The sequence below is a fragment of the Lentibacillus cibarius genome (assembly GCF_005887555.1).
GTDB classification, from domain to species: Bacteria; Bacillota; Bacilli; order Bacillales; family Amphibacillaceae; genus Lentibacillus; species Lentibacillus cibarius.
On sequence record NZ_VCIA01000001.1, the window covers coordinates 2,898,606 to 2,918,832 of the forward strand.

The window sequence follows — 20,227 nt, forward strand, 5'->3', positions numbered from 1 at the left end:
GATGTTATTTTTGATACTTATATGGGAATAGGAGTGAAGTTATGGGTCAAACAAATACCTTATGGTCAAAAAACTTTATTTTAATTGTTATTGCCAACTTATTTGTTTATCAAGGTTTCCAAATGTTAATTCCAACATTGCCGGTTTATATAAAAAATCTCGGCGGAAGCGATTTGCAAGCGGGGTTGGTTGTTAGTTTATTCGCTTTGTCTGCATTAGTTTTTCGTTCCATTACAGGAAAAGGTGCAGACACCATTGGACGGAAGCCGTTTTTACTTATTGGATTTTTTATATTAGTTTTGTTTAACGTTAGTTTTTTTGCATTTTCCATTGTAGCTATGTTGCCGCTCTTACGTTTGTTTCAAGGGGTTGGCTGGGGAATGACCTCAACATCCATTGCGACGATTATGTCTGATAACGTTCCGGACGCCCGCCGCGGGGAAGGTACCGGCTATTATGCATTATCCGTTATTCTTGCGACATCCATTGCGCCGATTATTGGTATTTCGGTGTTGAATCACTATGATTTTAATATGATCATCATATTGACAACGGCATTTATGATTATTGGATTCTTGCTAACTCAAGGCATTTCGATTCCAAAACTGGAAAAGCCAGATAAACAGGCAAGCAAAGAAAAAGAATCCCTTTGGAAAAGTCTTTTCGAAAAGAAAGCACTATTTCCTTCACTGCTTTGTTTATTGTTAGCCATTCCGTTTGGCGGTTTAATGAGTTTTATTGCCATATTTGGTGAAGAAGTTGGCATCGAAAATAGTTGGATTTATTTCGTCGGGCATTGTTTGATGATTTTAATCAGTCGTCCGTTTATTGGAAAATTATTTGACAGCAAAGGTCCTGCCATTGTCTTGTTTCCGGGAGCAATTTTAATGCTTATTGGATTGCTGCTTTTATCGTATACGACTACCGTGCCAATGCTGATTCTGACGTCTGTCTTTTACGGCTTAAGTTTTGGCGCGGTTCAGCCATCGCTTCAGGCGTGGGCCATTAACCGATCGGCATCCGACCGAAAAGGGGCGGCAAACGGTACCTTTTTATCCTTTATGGATTTAGGTGTGGCAATAGGGTCGCTAGTGCTAAGTTCCATTGCTGCTGCAACCAGCTATGCGATGATGTATCGACTTTCCGCCATTTGTATGGTAATCTTTGTAGTTATTTATGGTATTTATTTATTGAAAAATCGAAGCCAGAAGCACACAGAAGTTTACGCACAAGCGGCTAATCAATAATTGGGAAAGCTGGTGAATAAGTATGTTTTGTGAAAAGATGGTGTTTGCGTATGATGGTTCCGATGTAGCTAAAAAGGCATTGGAAAAAACAGTGGCGATTGCCAAAACGAATGCATCTATTCAAATTGATGTGCTATTTGCAAGCGAACTGCCGCAAACCCCTTATGTAATAGAAGACGTTTTTGAGGATATGCAGCAATCAATGCATGAACACGGTGACGCAATTCTCACCGAAACAAAAGAGAAACTATCGTCACTTCCCAACCATATAGATTATTATGCTGTGGAAGGGAGAGCACCCCAAACCATTTTACAACATGCGGCCGACCAGGCTTGTGATTTGATTGTGATTGGCAACAGAGGACTGACAGGTATTAAGGAATTTTTAGGGAGCGTCAGTCACTATGTTGTTCATCATTCGCAAGTTCCGGTATTAGTTGTTCGGTAATAACTGTGTGTTAAAAAAGGGATGGTTAGCAGCTTTACTTTGTAGATTTAAAATATATTATCGTTTCCCCTTTGGATGTTTCTCTAAAGGGGTTTCTATCATCAAAAGTGACACGATATCATCTTTACAATCCTACAATTAATCTGTAATATGTTATGAATGTATTTATTTACTTAAGATACAGTGGGTTGGAATGTGTAAATAGTAAAAGTCGTGATTACAGGGGGGATTACATGGGAAAGGCAATGCAAGAACCAATTTGGACGAAAAGTTTTATTGGGATATCGATGACGCAATTTATGGTATTTATGATTTATTATACGTTTTTAACGACGTTACCAATCTATGTCATTCAAAATTTGGGTGGATCTGAAGCACAAGGTGGGTTAATTGTAACCACCATGCTTGTGTCAGCGATTTTAATTAGACCGTTCTCCGCAAACATTTTAGATAAAATCGGGAAAAAGCGGGGACTTATTATAAGTGTGGCCCTATTTACGGTTACGAGTTTTGTTTATGTTGGTGTGGGGTCATTTATCCCGCTATTGATTTTACGATTTGTGCATGGTTTGACATTTGGTGTGGCGACTACTGCAACGGGGGCGATTGCTGCTGATGTTATTCCACCGGCACGACGTGGTGCGGGGCTTGGCTATTTTGCGATGGCGATGAATTTGGCTGTTGTTGCTGGCCCATTTATTGGGCTAACCGTTTTACAATTTGGTACATTTTCATTGTTATTTTTGATAATGAGCGGTTTAATGGTGATCGGACTTATTTGTGCTGTTGTGGTGCATGTGCCGGCTGACTTGGAACCGGCGCATCCGTTTGCATCAAAAAAATTAACGTTAACGGATTTAATCGAACCAAAAGCATTGCCGATTGCCACTATCAGCAGTTTGGTGGCGTTGGTTTATGCCAGTGTTATCTCGTTTATTTCGGTTTATGCCGATGCGATTGGTTTGGCAGCGACGGCAAGCTATTTCTTTTTAGTCTTTGCCATTGTAATGATTTGCACAAGACCATTTTTCGGTAGAACGTTTGATACAAAAGGTCCTAATTATGTTATTATTCCATGTTTATTTATTTTTGCGGTTGGTCTTATTGTGCTTGGTTTTACGTCGACAGCGGCAATGCTGCTGTTATCCGCTGGTTTGATTGGTTTAGGATATGGCACGTTGTTACCAAGCTTTCAAACGATGGCAATTCAGACAACACACCATTCACGGAGCGGTCAGGCAACGGCTACCTTTTTTATGTTATTTGATGGTGGGATTGCGGTTGGATCATTCGTTTGGGGACTTGTGGTAGCAGGTTATGGCTATCAGACCCTATACACGCTTTGTGGCCTGGTTGTGCTTGGCATTACTGTTTTATTTATGTGGTATCAAAAACGGCAGGAAAAAGCGCGCGTGTTGCGAAGGCTTGTGCAGGATTGGGACATTCCTTAGGCTTTGAACTTGCTGGCTTTCATCCTGATGATTATCACGTACTAATCGCGAGCAAAACTATCGGGAAACGCTTTAGCCTCGATAGCGTTTCCCGATGAGATTGTTGGTTAGGCCTTTGTCCGATATGCGACATTATGTTTCTTTAAGGTTTCGTCTTTTCCGAACAGGAAGTGTTTCTCCATATCCGGAGAGTATTTGGAGTTGATTGCTTCTACGCCAACTGCTTCTGCTACAGCGCGCAGCATGGCAGGGGAAGCTCCGCAACAAAGACCGATATAATTCAAGCCGATATCTTTTGCTTGTTTCGCCCATTCGGCTAGCTCATAACGGTTATGGTATAAAGGATCAAGTGCTGTCGGGAATGTGGTTTCTAACGGTAAATGACAACTACAGCCGCCATCAGGCAAATTAAAGAATGTCGGATGTTCGTCGGTTGTCCGGTATGGTATCGGCAGGCCTGCTACATAGCCGTTCACATTTTCCCGGATCTTTTCCAAATATGGCTGCATCGTGTTCGGTCCGCGGAAGCAGTTCATACCAACGACAAGTGCCCCTTTTTCCGAAAGCAGGCGACAGCCTTCTTCTACGGTATAACCATCTCGTAAAATATTTTCACCCATCATCGCGAATGTAATAACAGCTGGTAAGTCTTGTTTTTGGATTTCTTCCAGTGCAATGCGTGCCTCCTCGTAATAGTAGAAGGTTTCGCCGTTAATGAAATCGACCCCTTCTTCCTTGCACCAAGAAACCATTTCGGCAAACATGCTTCGCACAGCATCTTTGGAAGCGGGATCTTCTGGATCGAAAATATTAGTATTTGAGATATTGCCGGCAACTAGCGCTTCTTCTGTGGGGTGCTCTTTAGCCACCTCTTTTGCTAGACGGATGGCATGACGGTTCAGCGGTTCCAGCAATTCTTCTTTACCGATAATCCGCATTTTCTCGCGGTGGGCATTATATGTAAATGCCAAAACGACATCAGAGCCTGCATTCATATAGTCCCGGTACGTTTGTTTTAAAACTTCCGGATTGTCTAGGGCAACTTCTGGCACAAAGGAACCAGCCTGTAAATACCCTCTGCGCTCCAATTCAAATAAATACCCTTCCCCGATAATAACTGTTCCTTCCTGCAATCGCTGTTCCAAACTGCGCTTCATTCGTATTCCTCCTCTAACTTTTATCATATTAAAAAGCCTCTTCTTAAAATAAGAAGAGGCTTAAATATGCACAGTAACCTAGCGTCTCCTCTTATCTTCAAGCATTACGCTTCTGGAATTGGCACAGTACTTTTTGGGTAAGTCTGCTGCCGAGGCTTCTAAGGGCCAGTCCCTCCACCTCTCTGGATAAGAAATCTGAAATATTTTATTGTTATGAAATACATGCTACATCTAATTAGGATAAAAGTCAAGAGGGAATAAGATTGCTTTTGATAGTAATCGCCAATTCGCAAAGTTAATCTACAGGCAGCAAAAACGAGGCACCGGAACGGTTATGAATGTCCCTGGTGCCTCGTTTGTTTATGCTGCACGTTTTCGTTCTGATTTGTCCACGACAGCTGATCCGATAATGTCACCAATCACATTCGACGCTGTACCGGCCATGCCAATAAGGACATCGACGCCAGCAATTAATGCGACAATCTCCAGCGGAAGCCCGAACATGCTTAAGACAGCAGATAACGTAACCAAACCAGCAGCTGGAACTCCCGCTGTCCCGATCGACAACAATGTACCAATTAAAACAATTAGTAAAAAGTCAGCAGGTGCAAGGTTGAGATTCGTTACATTCGCTGCAAATACAAGAGAAGCTCCCATTCTTAACGCGCCGCCATCGGAATTAAAGACAGCCCCTAGCGGAAGCGTGAAGTTGGCTGTCGTTTCCGAAATCCCCGCTTTTTTTGCCGAATCAATAGCAATAGGCAGGGAGGCAATACTGCTTGACGTGAAGAAGGCGGTGACATACGCTTCTTTTGTCTGCTTGAAAAAGTGCCCCACGCGTGTACCTGAAAACTTCAGAAACGCTGAATACACGACTGCCCAAAGCACCGCGACGCCAATATAAAAGACGGCTGTAAATTTCAGTAGGGATTGGAATGTAGACCAGCCTTGGCTCCCGAAAGTGGACGCACTTATGGCGAAGACCCCGATTGGCGCATATAAAAGCACCCCTGACAGGATTTTATAAAACATTTCATTAAGTGCGGCAAAAACAGTATCCAACTGGTTTCCATATTCCTGCATTTTTTTATCACTAGAAAACTTCATATTAGAGATGGCAATCCCAATAATAACGGCAATAAACAAAATGGCCATTAGGTCCCCGGAAGAAAATGCTTCAAAAATATTTTTCGGGACAATTTTTAATAGAATTTCCGAAAAACCCGGTGTATCCGGTTTATCTACATTTGTATCAGGCAATGATAAGTTTTCCCCGGGATTGATCCATAAGGCAAGCCCAAGTCCGATGAATACCGCTAAAGCCGTTGTCGTCATATAATATAGGATTAATTTACCACCCATTCGGCCAAGCTGTGTAACGTTCATCTTATCAACAGCAAGCACCACGGTGAGAAATATGACTGGTATTGCAATCAAGCTGAGCAAGTGAATAAGCAATGTTCCAAGCGGGCGTACGACTTCTGCTTGCTGACCGAAAACAATGCCTGCCAGGATACCAAAAGAAAATCCAATTGCCATTTTAATGACGAAAGAAGTCTGTTTATATTTATTCCATAGCTTCATATTGAAAACCGTCTCTTTCCTAAGATTAGTTTTAATTTATTATATCAAAAAAGACCATAGCTAACCATAGTTAAATGCATAGTAACTTGGGTGGAATTGTCATGAGGGTATGATGAGTGCTGGCCTGTTTCAACTGTAGGGTGTGGGGAGAGTATACATAAAATTAAACGAAGCACCAGCACTTATGCGTTCGTGTGCTGGTGTTTCCTGTGTTCCTCATTATTTTTTAAAAACATGTAGAAGGATGCACCGAAAATGGTGATATAACCTAGAACGCTTAATAAATCAGGAACTTGCCCGAATAGGACAATGCTGATCAGTGCCGAGTAAACGACTGTTGAATAGAAGAAAATTGATATTTCTTTTGCCGGTGCGTATTTATAGGCTACTGTAATACCGAACTGTCCAACGGTTGCAAAGATTCCTGCTGCCAGCAAATAAACCCACTGCTGCCATGTCATTGGCTCATAAAAAATGATGACAAACGGAAGCAGAATCATGGTGGTGAAAAAGGAAAAATAAAAGACAACGGTATAAAATTGCTCCTTATTACCGAGCACGCGTAAAACAGTATAGGCACCCGCGGCGAAAACCGCTGAGAAAATACCGGCAATATATGGAATAGTTTCCACGGAAAATTCCGGTTTAATAATGAAAAGCGTGCCAATGAATGCTATAATAATTGCCATCGTTTGAAAAAGCCTTGCGCGTTCTTTTAAGAAAAGTGCTGCAAAAACAATCGTTAAAAACGGACTCATTTTATTCAGCATGTCTGCATCGGATAATACAAGGTGGTCAATTGCATAAAAATATAATACGATTCCAGCGGCGCCTAAGGCAGAGCGCAACATGAGAAATTTTTGATTTTCTTTTTTGCCAAATAAGCGTTCCTTATAATGTCGGACAAATCCAAAGGCGATGATCATCGAGACTGCATTACGGAATAGTGTTTTTTGCACGGTTGGTACTTCGCCTGACAACTTAACACACGCCGCCATCAGGGAAAAACCGAATGCAGATATTAATAATAAAATGATACCTTTATTTCGATCGCTCATATAATCCTCCAATCATGACTTCATCTGTCCATTCATTTGCTTCATACTAAGATAGCTGTCTCGTTCGTTTGACAAGAAAGGGAACAATCAATGGCACTGCGATAATAATAACAACAAGCCTTGAAATTTGCATTGCTGCGACGATACTGGCATCCAGATCCAGAAGCGCCGCTACCGAAGCCATTTGTGGTGCACCAGCTGGCACAATGGCAAGTAAACTAGTTGTAAAATTCAGTGGTGTCATCAGGTAGAAAATAAACGTCGTTAGAAAAGTAAGGACAAAGAAGGAAGCCAATATTCCTAATCCGGTCCAACCAATATGTTTAAACTCCACTAACGATTCCCGGTCAAAACGAGCCCCAATAATAACGCCAAGTACAGCCATTCCCCCGCCAACCATTACATCAGGCATCGCAGGTAATGAAATGACAAATGAATGAATGAAAAAACCGAGAATAATAGCGTAAATAAACGAGGCACCGGGATTGTCCATTTAACAGCAAGTACTAGTGCTGCGATGACAATGAGGATATATACTGGTATAGCGCCCCACATTGGTATGCTGTTCTCGGCTGCTGTTTCCAGGCCACTATGATCAACTTTGTTTGTATCCAGCAGTGGTGAAATATACCCGGCAATAAGAGGGATGGTAAAGACTAACATCATAATCCGTACGCTTTGAAACGCGGCAACAATACTCAGCTTTGCTTTATACGCTCTGCTTAGAGCAATCATCACGGAAGCTCCCGCTGGCAAGCAGCAAAACAGGGCGGTCTTGGTATCAAGGTTAGAGAACTTATCCAGAATCTTTGCTAAATAAAAGCAAGCAACGAAAAGTGTCACAAGGGCTACAAGCTGTGGTAATAGGAAACCGGCAACTTGTTGAAACATGGAGATCTCGATGGATAAACTAATGCTGACACCAATAATAGCAAGTGCTGTGTCAAAGAGCAGCGGTGGAAACGTTATTTCAGCTATGAAGAGACGATAAATGGCCCCGACAAAGATTGCGCCCAATAACCACCCTGCAGGTATGTGCAAAAGATTGAACAAATATCCGCTTGCAAAGCCAACCAAGATTACGGTAACTTTTTGCATGGAAACCTCACCTTATTGTCTGGTATACGCTAAATGAATTAGCAGGCAATATGAAAGAGTATAGCACATAACCATGACGTTAGACGAATGATTAAGCTACTAGAAAAAGGGGGGAGATGTACTTCCGAACTAAAACGAGTCCAAAGGTGTGTCATATAATCATAAAAAGGGAGGTGAGAAATAATGCCGGAAAAAGATGAACGGATGTTTGCGATGCTGATCTATTTAGTCAGTATATTCTTCCCTGTGCTTGGTCCATTAATTATTTGGTTGTTTAAACGGGACGAATCGGATTTTGTTGATTATCATGGCAAGGAATACTTTAACTTCTTCTTATCGTTTACGGTTTATTCCATTATTAGTGGTATTTTGGTTATATTGCTGATTGGCTTTGTATTACTACCGGTTGTAGGCATTTTGGCATTTGTATTTACCATCATTGCATTATTTAAAGCTAATAATGGAGTACGCTACCGCATACCGCTTGTGTTTCGAATGATTAAATGATGTATTAGAGCACTTTTCCGCCCGGAATGGTGCTCTTTATAAAGTCGCTCTGGATGCCTGACTGGTTGCATCTCATTACACTTTACTGGTTTAGTTGTCACGATCTGATTTAAATGCGGTCAATTCTTTATTATAACGCAGCAGATCAATAAATACTTGCAGTGCCTTTGTTTGGAAGGGTGATGTCGTAAGAATTGAAAAACGTCTTCTATAAGGCAATCCTGTTACCTCGACAATTTGCAGATCACCATGTTGCAGCTCTTTTTGGATAGCCCATTGGGATAATAAACTAATTCCCAGACCGGCTTTAACAGCTTCCTTGATTGGTTGCGTGCTGCCAATGTTCATAATTTTATCCGGTGACATGTTATGGCGCTGAAAAACACTGTCCGCCGCCTCTCTAGTACCGGAGCCGAATTCCCGCAATACCCACGTCTCATTTTCCAAATCCTCCATTGCGACTTTGTCATTTCGCGCTGCCAGCGGATGACCCGGCGCGGCAACAATGACCATGTCATCCTCTGCAAATGGCTCAATTTTGAGTTGCTGTTCCTTTTTAAAATGCCCTTCGACAATACCTACGTCCAGCTGATGATGAATAACAGCATCAGCTATTTCGGCCGTGTTGCCTATAGTTACGGTTGGTTGGACTTCGGGGTACGTTTGCTGCATCTTTGCAATAATATGCGGTAGGACGTATTCACCAAACGTATAGCTCGCCCCGATGGAAAGCGAACCACTTGCTTTATTGGTTAAATCATCCACAAGATTTTGCATCCTTGTATATAAACTGACGATTTCTTTAGCGTGGTGATATACAATTTCCCCCGCTTTATTTAAACGTACATATTTATTGGTTCGCTCAAGCAGTCGGACACCAATGTTTTCCTCAAAGGTACGTATATATTGGCTCACTGCAGGCTGTGTCATGTGCAGTGCTTCTGCAGCTCTGGAAAAGTTTTGTCTTTCAGCCACTGCTACGAAAACGTGTAAATGTTGGTCCATCTTTTATCACCACTGTACTTATTTATTATTTATATTATATCATGTCCCGTATGAACATATAGTGTATTAGAAAGGAATTCATTGTACAAAAAAATACACAATCTGAACTTTTTGTCGCATTTTGCAAAATATTGTTCTATTCATTGTCGATTTCCTTTATAATAGAATTAAAAGGAAATGGGAGATTGATAGAAATGGAGAGAAAATACCTCAAGATAACCGCTTTCGGCATTATTCTCCTGCTCATTGTGGCGATTATTCCACTAACTTCAAAGCCAACCAATGGTGAGGAGACATTGGAAGCCAGTCCGCACGCAGAATATCAAACAACGTTGACTCCAATTGATAGCGAGCAAAAGATGAGGCGATTTACCTATGATTCAGGATTGGATTTCGATTATCCGGGAGCTGTCAGGGGGATTTATGTAACAGGACCATCTGCAGGCGGAAGCAGGTTTGATGAACTACTCAATTTAGTTGACAACTCTGAATTGAATTCGATGGTGATTGATATTAAAGAGGATCATGGTAATTTAACCATTCGTGTACCAGAGGACTCTCCATATGCTGATGCCGCTACTAATTACATTAACGAACCACGGAAAATGCTAAAGGTACTTGAGAAAAAAGGCATTTATCCGATTGCAAGAATTGTCGTCTTCAAAGATTCCGTTCTTGCCAAGAAACGTCCGGATCTGTCCTTTACCAAAAATGGTGACGTGTGGACAAATAATAAAGGGGAAGCATTTGTCAACCCATTCCAAAAAGAGGTATGGAACTATAACATGGAAATTGCCAAAAAGGCTGCTGAACTTGGCTTTCAGGAAATTCAGTTTGATTACGTACGCTTTCCTGAGGGATTTGAGGATTATGATAATGAACTGAGCTACAGCAAGGGTGACTATAAAGACGAGGATATAAGCAATGTAAAACGACGGGTTAAGGCTGTTACGGATTTTGTCCAATACGCGAAGAAAGAACTGGAATATTATGACGTGGACCTTGCTGTAGATATTTTTGGGTATACGGCCACAATTGAGGAAGCGCCAGGAATTGGGCAGAATTTCTCTAAAATAGCCAGCAATGTAGACGTTATATCTTCTATGATTTATCCAAGCCACTGGACATCGTATTTCGGCATTTCGTTTCCTGATAAAGAACCATACAAACTTGTGACGGAATATGCAAAAATGGAAAATGAAAAACTGGGAAAAATTGATTCCGCCCCAACATCACGACCATGGCTTCAGGACTTTGAGGCACCATGGCTTTACAGTGGTGCACCGACCCAATACGGAAAGGCGGAAGTTGAAGCGCAGATTAAAGCACTAATTGAACACGACATCAATGAATTCTTAATCTGGAATGCTGGTAATACGTATACGAAAAATGTGGATTATACACCAATGGATTAATAACTAAGTGGAGCTTCTTTACTTCAGTCGCGCGAAGGAATATACAAATATTACTAAAAAACCGGGCTTTATTGAATAAATCCCGGTTTTTTAATAATAATAAAGAACATACGACGATGATTGGAACTTTAAACAAACTCATGCTCTTAAATCCGATTTAACAAATGGTCCTGCTATAGTTATAATAAGTACAATTAATTATGATACTGTTCAAGAAAGAGAAGGAAAGGAAACTAAGTTGGGCAGTCCTTTTCGGAGACTTTTTTGACCAACTACGAATATGAAGGAGTAGATTTATGAATTGGTATGAAAAATTGAACAAGTACTTCCCTGTTGAAGAAATGAAATCAAAAGAGCACATGGAAACGCTGCTAAAGGAAAAAGGTGATGTTTACCACAAAGATGAAGGCCCCCACCATGTGTTAATGTATGCTGAGTTTGATACATTCCTCTTTATTGACTACGTTTGGGTTTCGTCACAATCAAGAGGGCAGGGAATCGGTCATAAGCTGATGGAAAAACTTAAAAACCGGAATAAGCCGATTATCCTGGAAGTGGAACCTGTTGATTATGATGATACCGATAGTGAGAAACGCCTGCACTTTTACAAGCGGGAAGGTTTTAATCATGCACAGTACATTGATTATAACCGCCGCTCTCTAGCTACAAATGAACAAACCCCGATGGAAATATTGTATTGGTCACCGAGTGAAGAACCGGAAGAAACAATCTATGATAAAATGAAGCAGATGTATGAGACTATTCATACATATAAAGATGAAATGTTTTACGGTGAAGCTTATGAACCAGTAGAGGAAGTACTGAGCTATGATGTGAATCGCAGCACGGATGATATTCTTGATTTAACAAAGAGAGCGTGAGAACTTTTTTGGTTCCGGCCTCTTGCAGCCAGTAAAGCAAGGGGGCGGATTTTTTCAGAATCGAATCGGTCATATTAGGATAACTTTCATCTGACTGGCATTCGGTATGGGTTCAGTTGGTTATGGTACAAAAACTTTTCGACATTTTTATTTAAAAGGTTTAATTAAAAACAATTTAGGGTACGTTAAAAGTGTATAAGAAAACGCGATTAAGAACATTTTGTGAACAATTATATTTTTTACCAATTTTTTTGACATATCCTCTACCTTTTGATTGACAACTATAGTATAATTGTACATATAGGTAATTTAAACTTATTTTAATTTAATAATAAGTTAGGAACTGTTCACAAAATGACTATATATTTATCAGATTGAGGAGTGAAGTTACATGGTAACACTTTATACCTCACCAAGTTGTACATCTTGCAGGAAAGCAAAAGCATGGCTGGAAGAACACGATATACCGTTCAAAGAGCGTAATATCTTTTCTGAACCATTGACACTTGATGAGATCAAGGAAGTATTGCGAATGACCGAAGATGGTACTGATGAGATTATATCAACTCGATCGAAGGTATTTCAAAAGCTGGATATCAATTTTGATCAATTACCTATGAAAGATTTGTTCCAATTAATCCAGCAAAATCCAGGGCTGTTGCGCCGGCCAATTATTTTGGATGAAAAACGGCTGCAGGTCGGATATAATGAAGATGAAATCCGCCGCTTCCTGCCGAGAACGGTCAGAACATTCCAATTGCGTGAAGCCCAGCGCCTAGTTAACTGATTGCGACGTACAGGATGTACTAGTGCAGGCATTGTCACAGGACGTGACGGTTCTAGCCTGCCGACGTGCACGACTGTACTAGACATACTTAGATGGACAGAAATCGGAACTTCACGGTCGGTTGACCCCCACTTACAATTCCTGGATCACCTCGAATTCCCTAAGTGGGGGTTTTCGACGTACAGGGCAGTGCCATGTGTGCAAAAAATAGAAAACGCAGATCCCTTTTCATGCAGATCTGCGTCTTTTCATTTACCGCCTACAAGTGCGTCTTACCTGTTGTGCATGTATTGAAAAAATTGGTTGCTATTTTTTCAATTATTTAGTGACAGTGAGCAAAAAATGGGTTAAAATTAGAAATTAATCATTGATATATAGGCAAATAAGTTTTCAAAAATGCTTGTTCTGTCATACAATGAAGTAAAACGTAATAATGATTATAAACGTGCCATATAGGGAACATAATAAGTGGATGATATATAAGTTAAGCTGTCTCTTCCACCATTTGGATTTGACTTTGAAAGTCCGGATTCTTTACTCGAAGGGAGAGAAATGAAATGGAAATAGAACGGATAAATGAGAATACGGTGAAATTTTATATTTCATACGTTGATATGGAGGATCGCGGATTCCAGCGTGAGGAGATTTGGTATAACCGTGAACGGGGAGAACAGTTATTCTGGCAAATGATGGAAGAACTTAATTATAATGAAGACTTTACGGTTGATGGCCCGCTATGGATTCAGGTACAGGCGTTAGATAAAGGGCTTGAAATTATCGTAACGAAAGCGCAAATCTCCAATGATGGTGAGAATATTGAGCTTCCCGATGAAAATGGCAAGACAGTAGATATCTCCCTAGATGAGAAAATTGATGACATGTTTGATGATAAATTTGGATCGAATAAATCGGCTAATGCTGATAAAGACGAAGCTGATGATGGCACGTTATCCCTAATGGTCCGTTTTGATGATTTTGAAGATATCATTCAATTAAGTCATTATCTGGAGGGCGATGGAGAAGAACTGGAAAACACACTTTACCATTACAAGGATGACTACTACTTGTACGTTGGATTTCCACCAGAAGATGATGACAGACAGGAAGATTTGTTGAGTCAGATTTTTGAATTTGCACATGATACCGACATAACAGTTCATTTCCTTGAAGAATACGGTAAGCGAATCATGGAACAGGATACTTTTGAAAAGATCCGTTACCACTTTCCGGCTACCATTGGACGCTCTGAGTAAGGGTGTCTATTTTTTTGCCATTTTTAACCCTTGGATGATTTGATGCTGATTACTAAGGTTTGTTGATGGTTGCAGCTACTTTTGCTGTGAGCCCATCTGCACTGAAATGTTTTGCAGGAATTTGACCTCTCTTGTCGAATAGATAAGATGGAGGTGATTTTTTTATGCTGCAAGCAAAAACAGAAGATGGAGAGCTTGTGACACTCGCATCATTGACTAGGCAGGAAATAGCCATGATGAAGGCGAAAGGGAAATTCTTTTGTCCGTCATGTAACCAGCCAGTTGTCGCCAAGGCAGGTACGAAACTAATCCCGCACTTTGCCCATTCCTCAAACACACGGTGTCCATCACAAGAAGGTGGAGAAGGCGTGTACCACGAAAAAGGCAAGCTACTGTTGTATCAGTGGCTGAAAAGTCAACAACTGAATGTTTGGCTTGAAGCTTATATTCCGGAAATAAGCCAGCGTCCTGATCTCTTGCTTCAGTTGAAAAATAAAACAATAGCCATTGAATATCAATGTGCTCGAATACCGCCGGAACTTGTTGCTAAACGAAACAGGGGATATGCTCGTGCCGGAATTGTTCCTATTTGGATATTAGGTGCAAACACGCTGAAAAGGTATAACGGACATCAGCTTAAAGTCGACCAGTTTCATCTTTCGTTTATCCATCAATTTTCTTCTGATTTCCCGCGTACGTTGTATTTATTTTGCCCGGAAACACAACACTTCATTTTATTTCAGGATTTATTTTTCACAACACTGCATAGAGCTTCAGGAAAAATGAATATCCGCAAATTGCAAGCTATGAACTTTCTGGACTTATTTCACATCGCCTATTTCAAACAAGAACAGCTTGTTCCTATTTGGAAACGGGAGAAGCGTTCTTTCCGATTGCATATACCAAGATATGCACAGGGGCGGGAGTTCGCGTGGCAACAGTGGTTATATGTCAGAAATACGAACAGGCAATTACTTCCTTCTTTTATTTATCTTCCTATAGATTCACAACATATGATGAAAACCCCGCCATGGGATTGGCAAAGTCGTATTTGTCTTGATATCATCCATCCACTGACGGTCGGCTCAACTTTCCATTATGAATCCTGTACACATATATTGCGCAGTCAAATGCATAAGCCTTCATTTTTCCCACTAATAAAATCAGCCGCAAACCCAATCACACAATACCTGCAAATGCTGGAACAATTGCATATCATTCATAAACAATCGCCAACCACATATAGAAAACAAATGCCTATTCACTTTTATGAGCATTTGGAGGAAGCGCTGGACGGGGACGAACGTTTGATGCGACAATTAATAAAAAAGCATGATTTGTTCATTATTCGTCATACTAACTAAAATGAAGGATTTTTTGTGGGGGATATCGAATTATTATGTATTACGTATGATAGGAGGAAGATACATTGGCAAAAGCAGCAAAAGAACTACCGAGAAGAAGTGACATTCCGGAAGAACGCAAATGGAAATTGGAAGATATTTTTGCAACTGATGATGATTGGGAACAGGAATTGAAGTCACTACAGAATGATTTTCCGTCCATTACCAAATTTAAGGGGAAAATCGCTGAATCAGCGCAGAATCTTTATGATGTTCTTTCGCTTCAGGATGAGCTGTCCGAACGATTAGGGAAATTGTTTACATACGCGCATATGCGTTATGACGAGGACACGACCAATTCAACGTACCAGGCACTAAATGAGAAAGCAGAAAACCTATTGACGATTGCATCCAGCACAATGAGTTTTATTGTTCCGGAGATTTTGGAAATGGATGATAAAAAGATACAGTCTTTTCTTCAGGAAAAAGAAGATTTAAAGCTGTATAAAAAGGTACTTGATGACATTAGTCGGCAGCGCCCGCATGTATTAAGTGAAAAAGAAGAAGAACTGTTAGCTGAGGCATCCGAGCCGATGGGGAGTGCGTCGAATACATTCAGCATGCTGAACAATGCTGACTTAACATTCCCATCAATCACCAATGATGACGGGGAAAAAGTTGATCTGACTCACGGCCGTTATATCGGTTTTCTCGAGTCCAAAGATCGAAATGTACGCAAGGCTGCATTCCAGGCGATGTATAATACGTACGGCAAATTCATCAATACATTTGCTTCCACACTGAGTGGAAATGTGAAAGCAAATAATTTCAATGCTAAGGTACGCAACTATGATTCCGCACGTCAAGCAGCACTAGATGACAATCATATTCCCGAGCAAGTATATGATAATCTTGTCGAAGCTGTTAACGAAAAACTGCCACTGTTGCACCGGTACGTCCGCCTGCGTAAACAAGTGCTCGGTCTGGACGAGTTGCATATGTATGATATATATACACCGCTCGTTAAGGATGCTGATATGCATATCCCATACGAAGAAGCACAACAGTATGTGCTGGAGGGACTGAAACCGCTTGGCGAAGATTATGTAAGTATCTTGAAAAAAGGATTCGAAAGCCGCTGGATCGATGTGGAAGAAAGTAAAGGCAAACGAAGCGGTGCGTACTCATCCGGTGCGTATGGGACGCACCCATATATTCTTTTGAATTGGCAGGATAAAGTAAATGATGTGTTCACTCTGGCACATGAACTTGGTCATTCCCTGCATAGTTATTATACGCGCAAAAACCAGCCATTCCGTTATGGTAACTACTCTATTTTTGTAGCCGAGGTAGCTTCAACAACAAACGAAGCATTGCTAAACGACTATATGCTGAATCAAGTGGAAGATGAAAAACAGAAATTGTATTTATTGAACCACTTTCTGGAAGGGTTCCGAGGTACAGTCTTCCGCCAAACAATGTTTGCTGAATTTGAGCATGAGATTCACAAACATGCTCAAAGCGGAGAGGCATTAACCGCTGATAAACTGACAGAGATTTATTATAACTTGAATAAAAAATACTTTGGTGATGATGTTGTCTCCGATGAAGAAATTGGCAAGGAATGGGCCAGGATTCCACATTTCTACATGGATTACTATGTCTATCAGTATGCAACTGGGTATTCCGCAGCGACAGCCCTAGCCAGCCAATTCTTAGCGGGGAAGAAGGTGCCGTCGATCGCTACTTGAATTTCCTAAAATCCGGCAGCAGTGACTATCCAATTGAAACTCTCAAAAAAGCCGGTGTTGACATGACATCGAAAGAGCCAATATTGGCAGCACTTGATGTGTTTGAAGAAAAACTAAATGAGATGGAAGAACTGTTGCTGAAGTAAAAAAGAGAGAAACTGTCACATAAAAAACGCTTGGATGAATTTCCAAGCGTTTTTTGTATGAGCCCCCTTAACACATGGGATTTTGTCTGGTATGGTCACTCATCGAGGTAATGAATACCCGGTTGAGTCAGTGCGCGGTAGAAAAGGTAACTCATCGAGGTAATGAGTACCCGGTTGAGTCAGTGTGCGAATGAAAAAGTCACTCATCGAGGTAATGAGAGCCCGATTGAGTCAGTGTGCGAATGAAAAAGTCACTCATCGAGTAATGAGAGCCCGATTGAGCCGGTGCGCGGTAGAAAAGGTAACTCATCAAGGTAATGAGTACCCGATTGAGCCAGTGTGCAGCCGAAAAGGTCACTCATTCGCGTAATGAGAGCCCGATTGAGCCAGTGCGCGGTAGAAAAGGTAACTCATCGAGGTAATGAGTACCCGGTTGAGCCGGTGCGCAGCCGAAAAGGTCATTCATCACCGTAATGAGTGCATTTTCGCATGAGATTTAGCCTTATATAATCACTCATTAGCGTTATTCATGGGGGCGGGCCGGTTAGACGAGTGAGTGCCAAGGAGAAGTTCTCATCCTCGCGTATTTCCACGGTATACATTGCGGTGTGTGAATGAATAAATAGTCAGATAAATGGAAACAAATAGTGCCGGCAAGGTTATATACAGCGGAATTAATCGCATTAGGCCGAATAAATTGAGGAATGCAGCAACCACCGTGAGCACTAAAAAGAATAGCGGTAGTATATCCCGCATTGTTATCCCCTCCAATAAAATGAATTCACTGATGCAGCCATCCTGTCGTTAGCCGGCGCTAATACGTGTTAGAAGTCTATGTGACAACCAAGTGAATTAGAACTGTGACATTCCTGTGAATGTGTAAGCAAACGCTTGTTAAAACTGGCGGCAATTGTTATGATAACAATGTGAGATGAATCACAAACAAAAACCCCTTTGTTTTGATCATGAAACTTTCTCCCATCCCCCTTTGTTTATATAAAGACGGAGAAGAAAAAAGATGCACGCTGCCCCGTGCATCTTTTTTGTAACGTCAGAAAGTATAATTTTGGAAGACCTTATAAGAAACAAAGCTTCGGCTACTCGCTATAAGGCGAGGCGAATGCCGAGCTTTTCTAATACTTTAAATGGCGGTACATCCCCCATGCAAAAATCTGTCAATAGAATGAATTGTTGGTACAACCGTCCTGTTGTCTGCCAGCCGGTACCAAGGCGTAACGGTACTTGTGGCCGTCCACAAATTGGACTTTACTTGTATTTCAATTTATGTGACAGCCTAGTGAAAGAGAACTGTGACATTTCTGTGAATGTGTGAACAATTGCTTGTTAAAACCGGCGGTAATTGTTATGATAACAATGTGAGATGAATCACAAACAAAAACCCCTTTGTTTTGATCATGAAACTTTCTCCCATCCCCCTTTGTTTATACAGAGACGGAGAAGAAAAAAGATGCACGCTGCCCCGTGCATCTTTTTTAGTGAATGGAAAACCCGGCATCAAAACGCCAGAGTTGAGGGAAGAAACGCCAAAGTTTGGGTCAAAAACGTCAAACTTAGTACGAGATCATTCGCTGCTGTTACGGACAATAAAAACTTTTTGCTGGACAACCCGTACGCTCTTTCCAAGGGCTGGGTTTCATACCCCTGAGCATTATTTGGCAATATACTTCCAAAATGTCCCATACTTAACAGGGATCTTCTCAATGGTTTGCTGTAGCTTTAATTTCTTTAATTCTCTCTCCGTTTTTGCCGCTCCCCAGTCGTACACAACGGATACTTCCTTTGTGCCGACAACCTGATAATAGCGGACAAATTGTTCAAGCGGTGGCTTGCACGAAGGGACTGGTTCTCTTTGCAAAATTTGTTTTAGTACTTGTACATAAATGTCATATGGGTAGAGACCGGATATTTTAATCCCTTGTTCTTCCGTCTTTTGGTTGAAGAATACAATGGTTGGAATATAGTCAACTTCCATCTCTTGTGTTAGTTTTAAGTCGGATTGAAACGCCTTTTTCGCCGATTGTGAGTAAAGATCATCCTGAAATTCACGTATATCAAGTCGGGCAGTTTTAGCACATTCCAGAAGCACCGATTCATCGGATATATCTTGTTTCTTCAGAAAAGCACTTTCCTGCACTTTCCGTAAAAAGGTTTTACCTGCTTTTTTCCCTTGCAGTTCCGCGGCCTTAATGGCAAGGGATGCGATCCAGGGAGAACTGATGGGGTTATCAATCCATATATCTCCATTACAGGGCATGCCAGTACGCGAAGAAGTTTTTTCCCATATTTCTTTTAATCGTCTCGGTTTATCAAATATATCTCTATTTAATGTGTTCAGGTGTCCGCTCAAGATGGGCTGCAGTGTGAAAAAGCGCCCATACTCGACATGCAGTTTTTTTAAATAGGGTTCCAGCGACCAGCATTCGGGGCATAACGGATCAATAAAGACATAAATTTCAACAGGTTTCTGAACAAAATCGATATAGCTATATTTTGACGATGTGTCTGTTTCGTTTGAGCAGGTGAGCTCAGGCTGATTCCAACGCACATCGATTCTCCTTTCTTACGTGTTTCAAAAGAGCCGGTAGAGAGGTGACATTGGACACTAGTCTCATGCAGCTTCTTTTTGAAAACATCGGCTAATCTGGTGTGTTCATCATATGGTGTGCTGTCATGGTTAACTTTTCAAATATAGCTGAGCGATATGGTTCTTCTATGTCTGCTTCGGTGAGTGCTGCATCCATGCATGCAAGCCATGCATCCCGGCGTTCCGGGGTGATTTCAAAAGGGAGGTGGCGTCTCCGCATCATTGGTTGTCCTCGGTCTTCGGTATACCACTTTGGACCTCCGAAAAATTGTGTCAGGAATAATCGTTGTTTCCTTGCTGTCTCGGTCAAGTCATCTGGGAAAATAGGTGTTAGCTTAGGATGGTTGCCTACACGCTTATAAAATGCTGTCACTAATTGATCAATTGTATCAAAACCACCGATGGCCTCGTAAATGGTTCCAGTTTTCGTCATAAGGTTTTCACTCCTGAATAGTTGTATATATTCTAGCAACCGAGTGATGTGAGCGCAA

16 protein-coding genes, 2 pseudogenes and 1 riboswitch are annotated in these 20,227 nt (G+C 41.2%); of the genes and pseudogenes, 10 read left to right on the forward strand and 8 right to left on the reverse strand.

The annotated features are described in order from the left end of the window. The first annotated feature begins 41 nt into the window (after positions 1-41). The 3 genes from FFL34_RS14230 (at position 42) to FFL34_RS14240 (ending at position 3,146) form a co-directional block, all read left to right on the forward strand. Complete coding sequence (locus FFL34_RS14230) at positions 42-1,247, forward strand: MFS transporter (RefSeq protein ID WP_138604007.1); 1,206 nt, start codon at positions 42-44, stop codon at positions 1,245-1,247. A 22-nt stretch (positions 1,248-1,269) separates the two neighbouring features. After that, complete coding sequence (locus FFL34_RS14235) at positions 1,270-1,695, forward strand: universal stress protein (protein ID WP_138604008.1); 426 nt, start codon at positions 1,270-1,272, stop codon at positions 1,693-1,695. Between the two features lie 233 nt (positions 1,696-1,928). Continuing rightward, on the forward strand, positions 1,929-3,146 hold the full coding sequence (locus FFL34_RS14240; RefSeq protein WP_234031512.1) for an MFS transporter: 1,218 nt from the start codon (positions 1,929-1,931) through the stop codon (positions 3,144-3,146). A gap of 107 nt (positions 3,147-3,253) precedes the next feature. Here the strand turns inward: FFL34_RS14240 and FFL34_RS14245 are convergent, their stop codons facing one another. From FFL34_RS14245 to FFL34_RS14265, 4 genes and pseudogenes are all read right to left on the reverse strand, one after another. Then, positions 3,254-4,303, reverse strand: a complete 1,050-nt coding sequence (locus tag FFL34_RS14245; protein WP_138604009.1) for a homocysteine S-methyltransferase family protein — start codon at positions 4,301-4,303, stop codon at positions 3,254-3,256. Between the two features lie 88 nt (positions 4,304-4,391). Further along, a riboswitch (SAM riboswitch) is annotated at positions 4,392-4,496 on the reverse strand. A gap of 167 nt (positions 4,497-4,663) precedes the next feature. Continuing rightward, positions 4,664-5,887: a dicarboxylate/amino acid:cation symporter gene (locus tag FFL34_RS14250; protein ID WP_138604010.1), complete on the reverse strand. Its 1,224-nt coding sequence runs from the start codon at positions 5,885-5,887 to the stop codon at positions 4,664-4,666. Positions 5,888-6,069: 182 nt separating this feature from the next. Continuing rightward, on the reverse strand, positions 6,070-6,945 hold the full coding sequence (locus FFL34_RS14255; protein WP_138604011.1) for a DMT family transporter: 876 nt from the start codon (positions 6,943-6,945) through the stop codon (positions 6,070-6,072). A gap of 46 nt (positions 6,946-6,991) precedes the next feature. Continuing rightward, positions 6,992-8,043, reverse strand: a pseudogene (locus tag FFL34_RS14265) (AbrB family transcriptional regulator). 183 nt (positions 8,044-8,226) lie between these two features. Between FFL34_RS14265 and FFL34_RS14270 the strand changes: the two are divergent. Continuing rightward, the gene (locus tag FFL34_RS14270) at positions 8,227-8,550 is read left to right on the forward strand and encodes a DUF4870 domain-containing protein (RefSeq protein ID WP_138604014.1); all 324 of its coding nucleotides are present in this window, start codon (positions 8,227-8,229) and stop codon (positions 8,548-8,550) included. A 90-nt stretch (positions 8,551-8,640) separates the two neighbouring features. On the opposite strand, the gene FFL34_RS14275 is transcribed toward FFL34_RS14270, so the two are convergent. Continuing rightward, positions 8,641-9,555, reverse strand: a complete 915-nt coding sequence (locus FFL34_RS14275; RefSeq protein WP_138604015.1) for a LysR family transcriptional regulator — start codon at positions 9,553-9,555, stop codon at positions 8,641-8,643. A gap of 194 nt (positions 9,556-9,749) precedes the next feature. Here FFL34_RS14275 and FFL34_RS14280 point away from each other — a divergent pair, with 194 nt between their 5' ends. The 6 genes and pseudogenes from FFL34_RS14280 (at position 9,750) to pepF (ending at position 17,131) form a co-directional block, all read left to right on the forward strand. Further along, the gene (locus FFL34_RS14280; RefSeq protein ID WP_138604016.1) at positions 9,750-10,970 is read left to right on the forward strand and encodes a putative glycoside hydrolase; all 1,221 of its coding nucleotides are present in this window, start codon (positions 9,750-9,752) and stop codon (positions 10,968-10,970) included. Positions 10,971-11,266: 296 nt separating this feature from the next. Continuing rightward, positions 11,267-11,851, forward strand: a complete 585-nt coding sequence (locus FFL34_RS14285; protein WP_138604017.1) for a GNAT family N-acetyltransferase — start codon at positions 11,267-11,269, stop codon at positions 11,849-11,851. 391 nt (positions 11,852-12,242) lie between these two features. Continuing rightward, positions 12,243-12,638 (forward strand): transcriptional regulator SpxA, encoded by a 396-nt coding sequence (gene spxA / locus FFL34_RS14290; RefSeq protein ID WP_138604018.1) that lies wholly within the window; start codon positions 12,243-12,245, stop codon positions 12,636-12,638. A 557-nt stretch (positions 12,639-13,195) separates the two neighbouring features. Next, the gene (gene mecA / locus FFL34_RS14295) at positions 13,196-13,891 is read left to right on the forward strand and encodes an adaptor protein MecA (RefSeq protein ID WP_138604019.1); all 696 of its coding nucleotides are present in this window, start codon (positions 13,196-13,198) and stop codon (positions 13,889-13,891) included. Between the two features lie 164 nt (positions 13,892-14,055). Further along, positions 14,056-15,255, forward strand: coding sequence for a competence protein CoiA (locus FFL34_RS14300; RefSeq protein ID WP_138604020.1), 1,200 nt, complete (start codon positions 14,056-14,058; stop codon positions 15,253-15,255). 65 nt (positions 15,256-15,320) lie between these two features. Next, a pseudogene (pepF, locus tag FFL34_RS14305) lies at positions 15,321-17,131 on the forward strand (oligoendopeptidase F). Positions 17,132-17,704: 573 nt separating this feature from the next. Here the strand turns inward: pepF and FFL34_RS14310 are convergent. The 3 genes from FFL34_RS14310 to FFL34_RS14320 form a co-directional block, all read right to left on the reverse strand. Next, entirely contained in the window at positions 17,705-17,887 is a 183-nt protein-coding gene (locus FFL34_RS14310) for a hypothetical protein (RefSeq protein ID WP_138604021.1), read from the reverse strand. Between the two features lie 913 nt (positions 17,888-18,800). Continuing rightward, on the reverse strand, positions 18,801-19,697 hold the full coding sequence (locus tag FFL34_RS14315; RefSeq protein ID WP_138604022.1) for a ClpXP adapter SpxH family protein: 897 nt from the start codon (positions 19,695-19,697) through the stop codon (positions 18,801-18,803). Between the two features lie 91 nt (positions 19,698-19,788). After that, positions 19,789-20,169 carry a globin domain-containing protein gene (locus FFL34_RS14320; protein ID WP_138604023.1) on the reverse strand — a complete coding sequence of 127 codons (381 nt, stop codon included), beginning with the start codon at positions 20,167-20,169 and terminating at the stop codon, positions 19,789-19,791. Positions 20,170-20,227: the final 58 nt, after the last annotated feature.

Bases quoted from the DNA above. Each gene is read 5' to 3' on its own strand.
- FFL34_RS14230 (WP_138604007.1), top strand. From the start codon at position 42: ATGGGTCAAACAAATACCTTATGGTCAAAAAACTTTATTTTAATTGTT.
- FFL34_RS14235 (WP_138604008.1), top strand. From the start codon at position 1,270: ATGTTTTGTGAAAAGATGGTGTTTGCGTATGATGGTTCCGATGTAGCT.
- FFL34_RS14240 (WP_234031512.1), top strand. From the start codon at position 1,929: ATGGGAAAGGCAATGCAAGAACCAATTTGGACGAAAAGTTTTATTGGG.
- FFL34_RS14245 (WP_138604009.1), bottom strand. From the start codon at position 4,303: ATGAAGCGCAGTTTGGAACAGCGATTGCAGGAAGGAACAGTTATTATC.
- FFL34_RS14250 (WP_138604010.1), bottom strand. From the start codon at position 5,887: ATGAAGCTATGGAATAAATATAAACAGACTTCTTTCGTCATTAAAATG.
- FFL34_RS14255 (WP_138604011.1), bottom strand. From the start codon at position 6,945: ATGAGCGATCGAAATAAAGGTATCATTTTATTATTAATATCTGCATTC.
- FFL34_RS14270 (WP_138604014.1), top strand. From the start codon at position 8,227: ATGCCGGAAAAAGATGAACGGATGTTTGCGATGCTGATCTATTTAGTC.
- FFL34_RS14275 (WP_138604015.1), bottom strand. From the start codon at position 9,555: ATGGACCAACATTTACACGTTTTCGTAGCAGTGGCTGAAAGACAAAAC.
- FFL34_RS14280 (WP_138604016.1), top strand. From the start codon at position 9,750: ATGGAGAGAAAATACCTCAAGATAACCGCTTTCGGCATTATTCTCCTG.
- FFL34_RS14285 (WP_138604017.1), top strand. From the start codon at position 11,267: ATGAATTGGTATGAAAAATTGAACAAGTACTTCCCTGTTGAAGAAATG.
- spxA (WP_138604018.1), top strand. From the start codon at position 12,243: ATGGTAACACTTTATACCTCACCAAGTTGTACATCTTGCAGGAAAGCA.
- mecA (WP_138604019.1), top strand. From the start codon at position 13,196: ATGGAAATAGAACGGATAAATGAGAATACGGTGAAATTTTATATTTCA.
- FFL34_RS14300 (WP_138604020.1), top strand. From the start codon at position 14,056: ATGCTGCAAGCAAAAACAGAAGATGGAGAGCTTGTGACACTCGCATCA.
- FFL34_RS14310 (WP_138604021.1), bottom strand. From the start codon at position 17,887: ATGCGGGATATACTACCGCTATTCTTTTTAGTGCTCACGGTGGTTGCT.
- FFL34_RS14320 (WP_138604023.1), bottom strand. From the start codon at position 20,169: ATGACGAAAACTGGAACCATTTACGAGGCCATCGGTGGTTTTGATACA.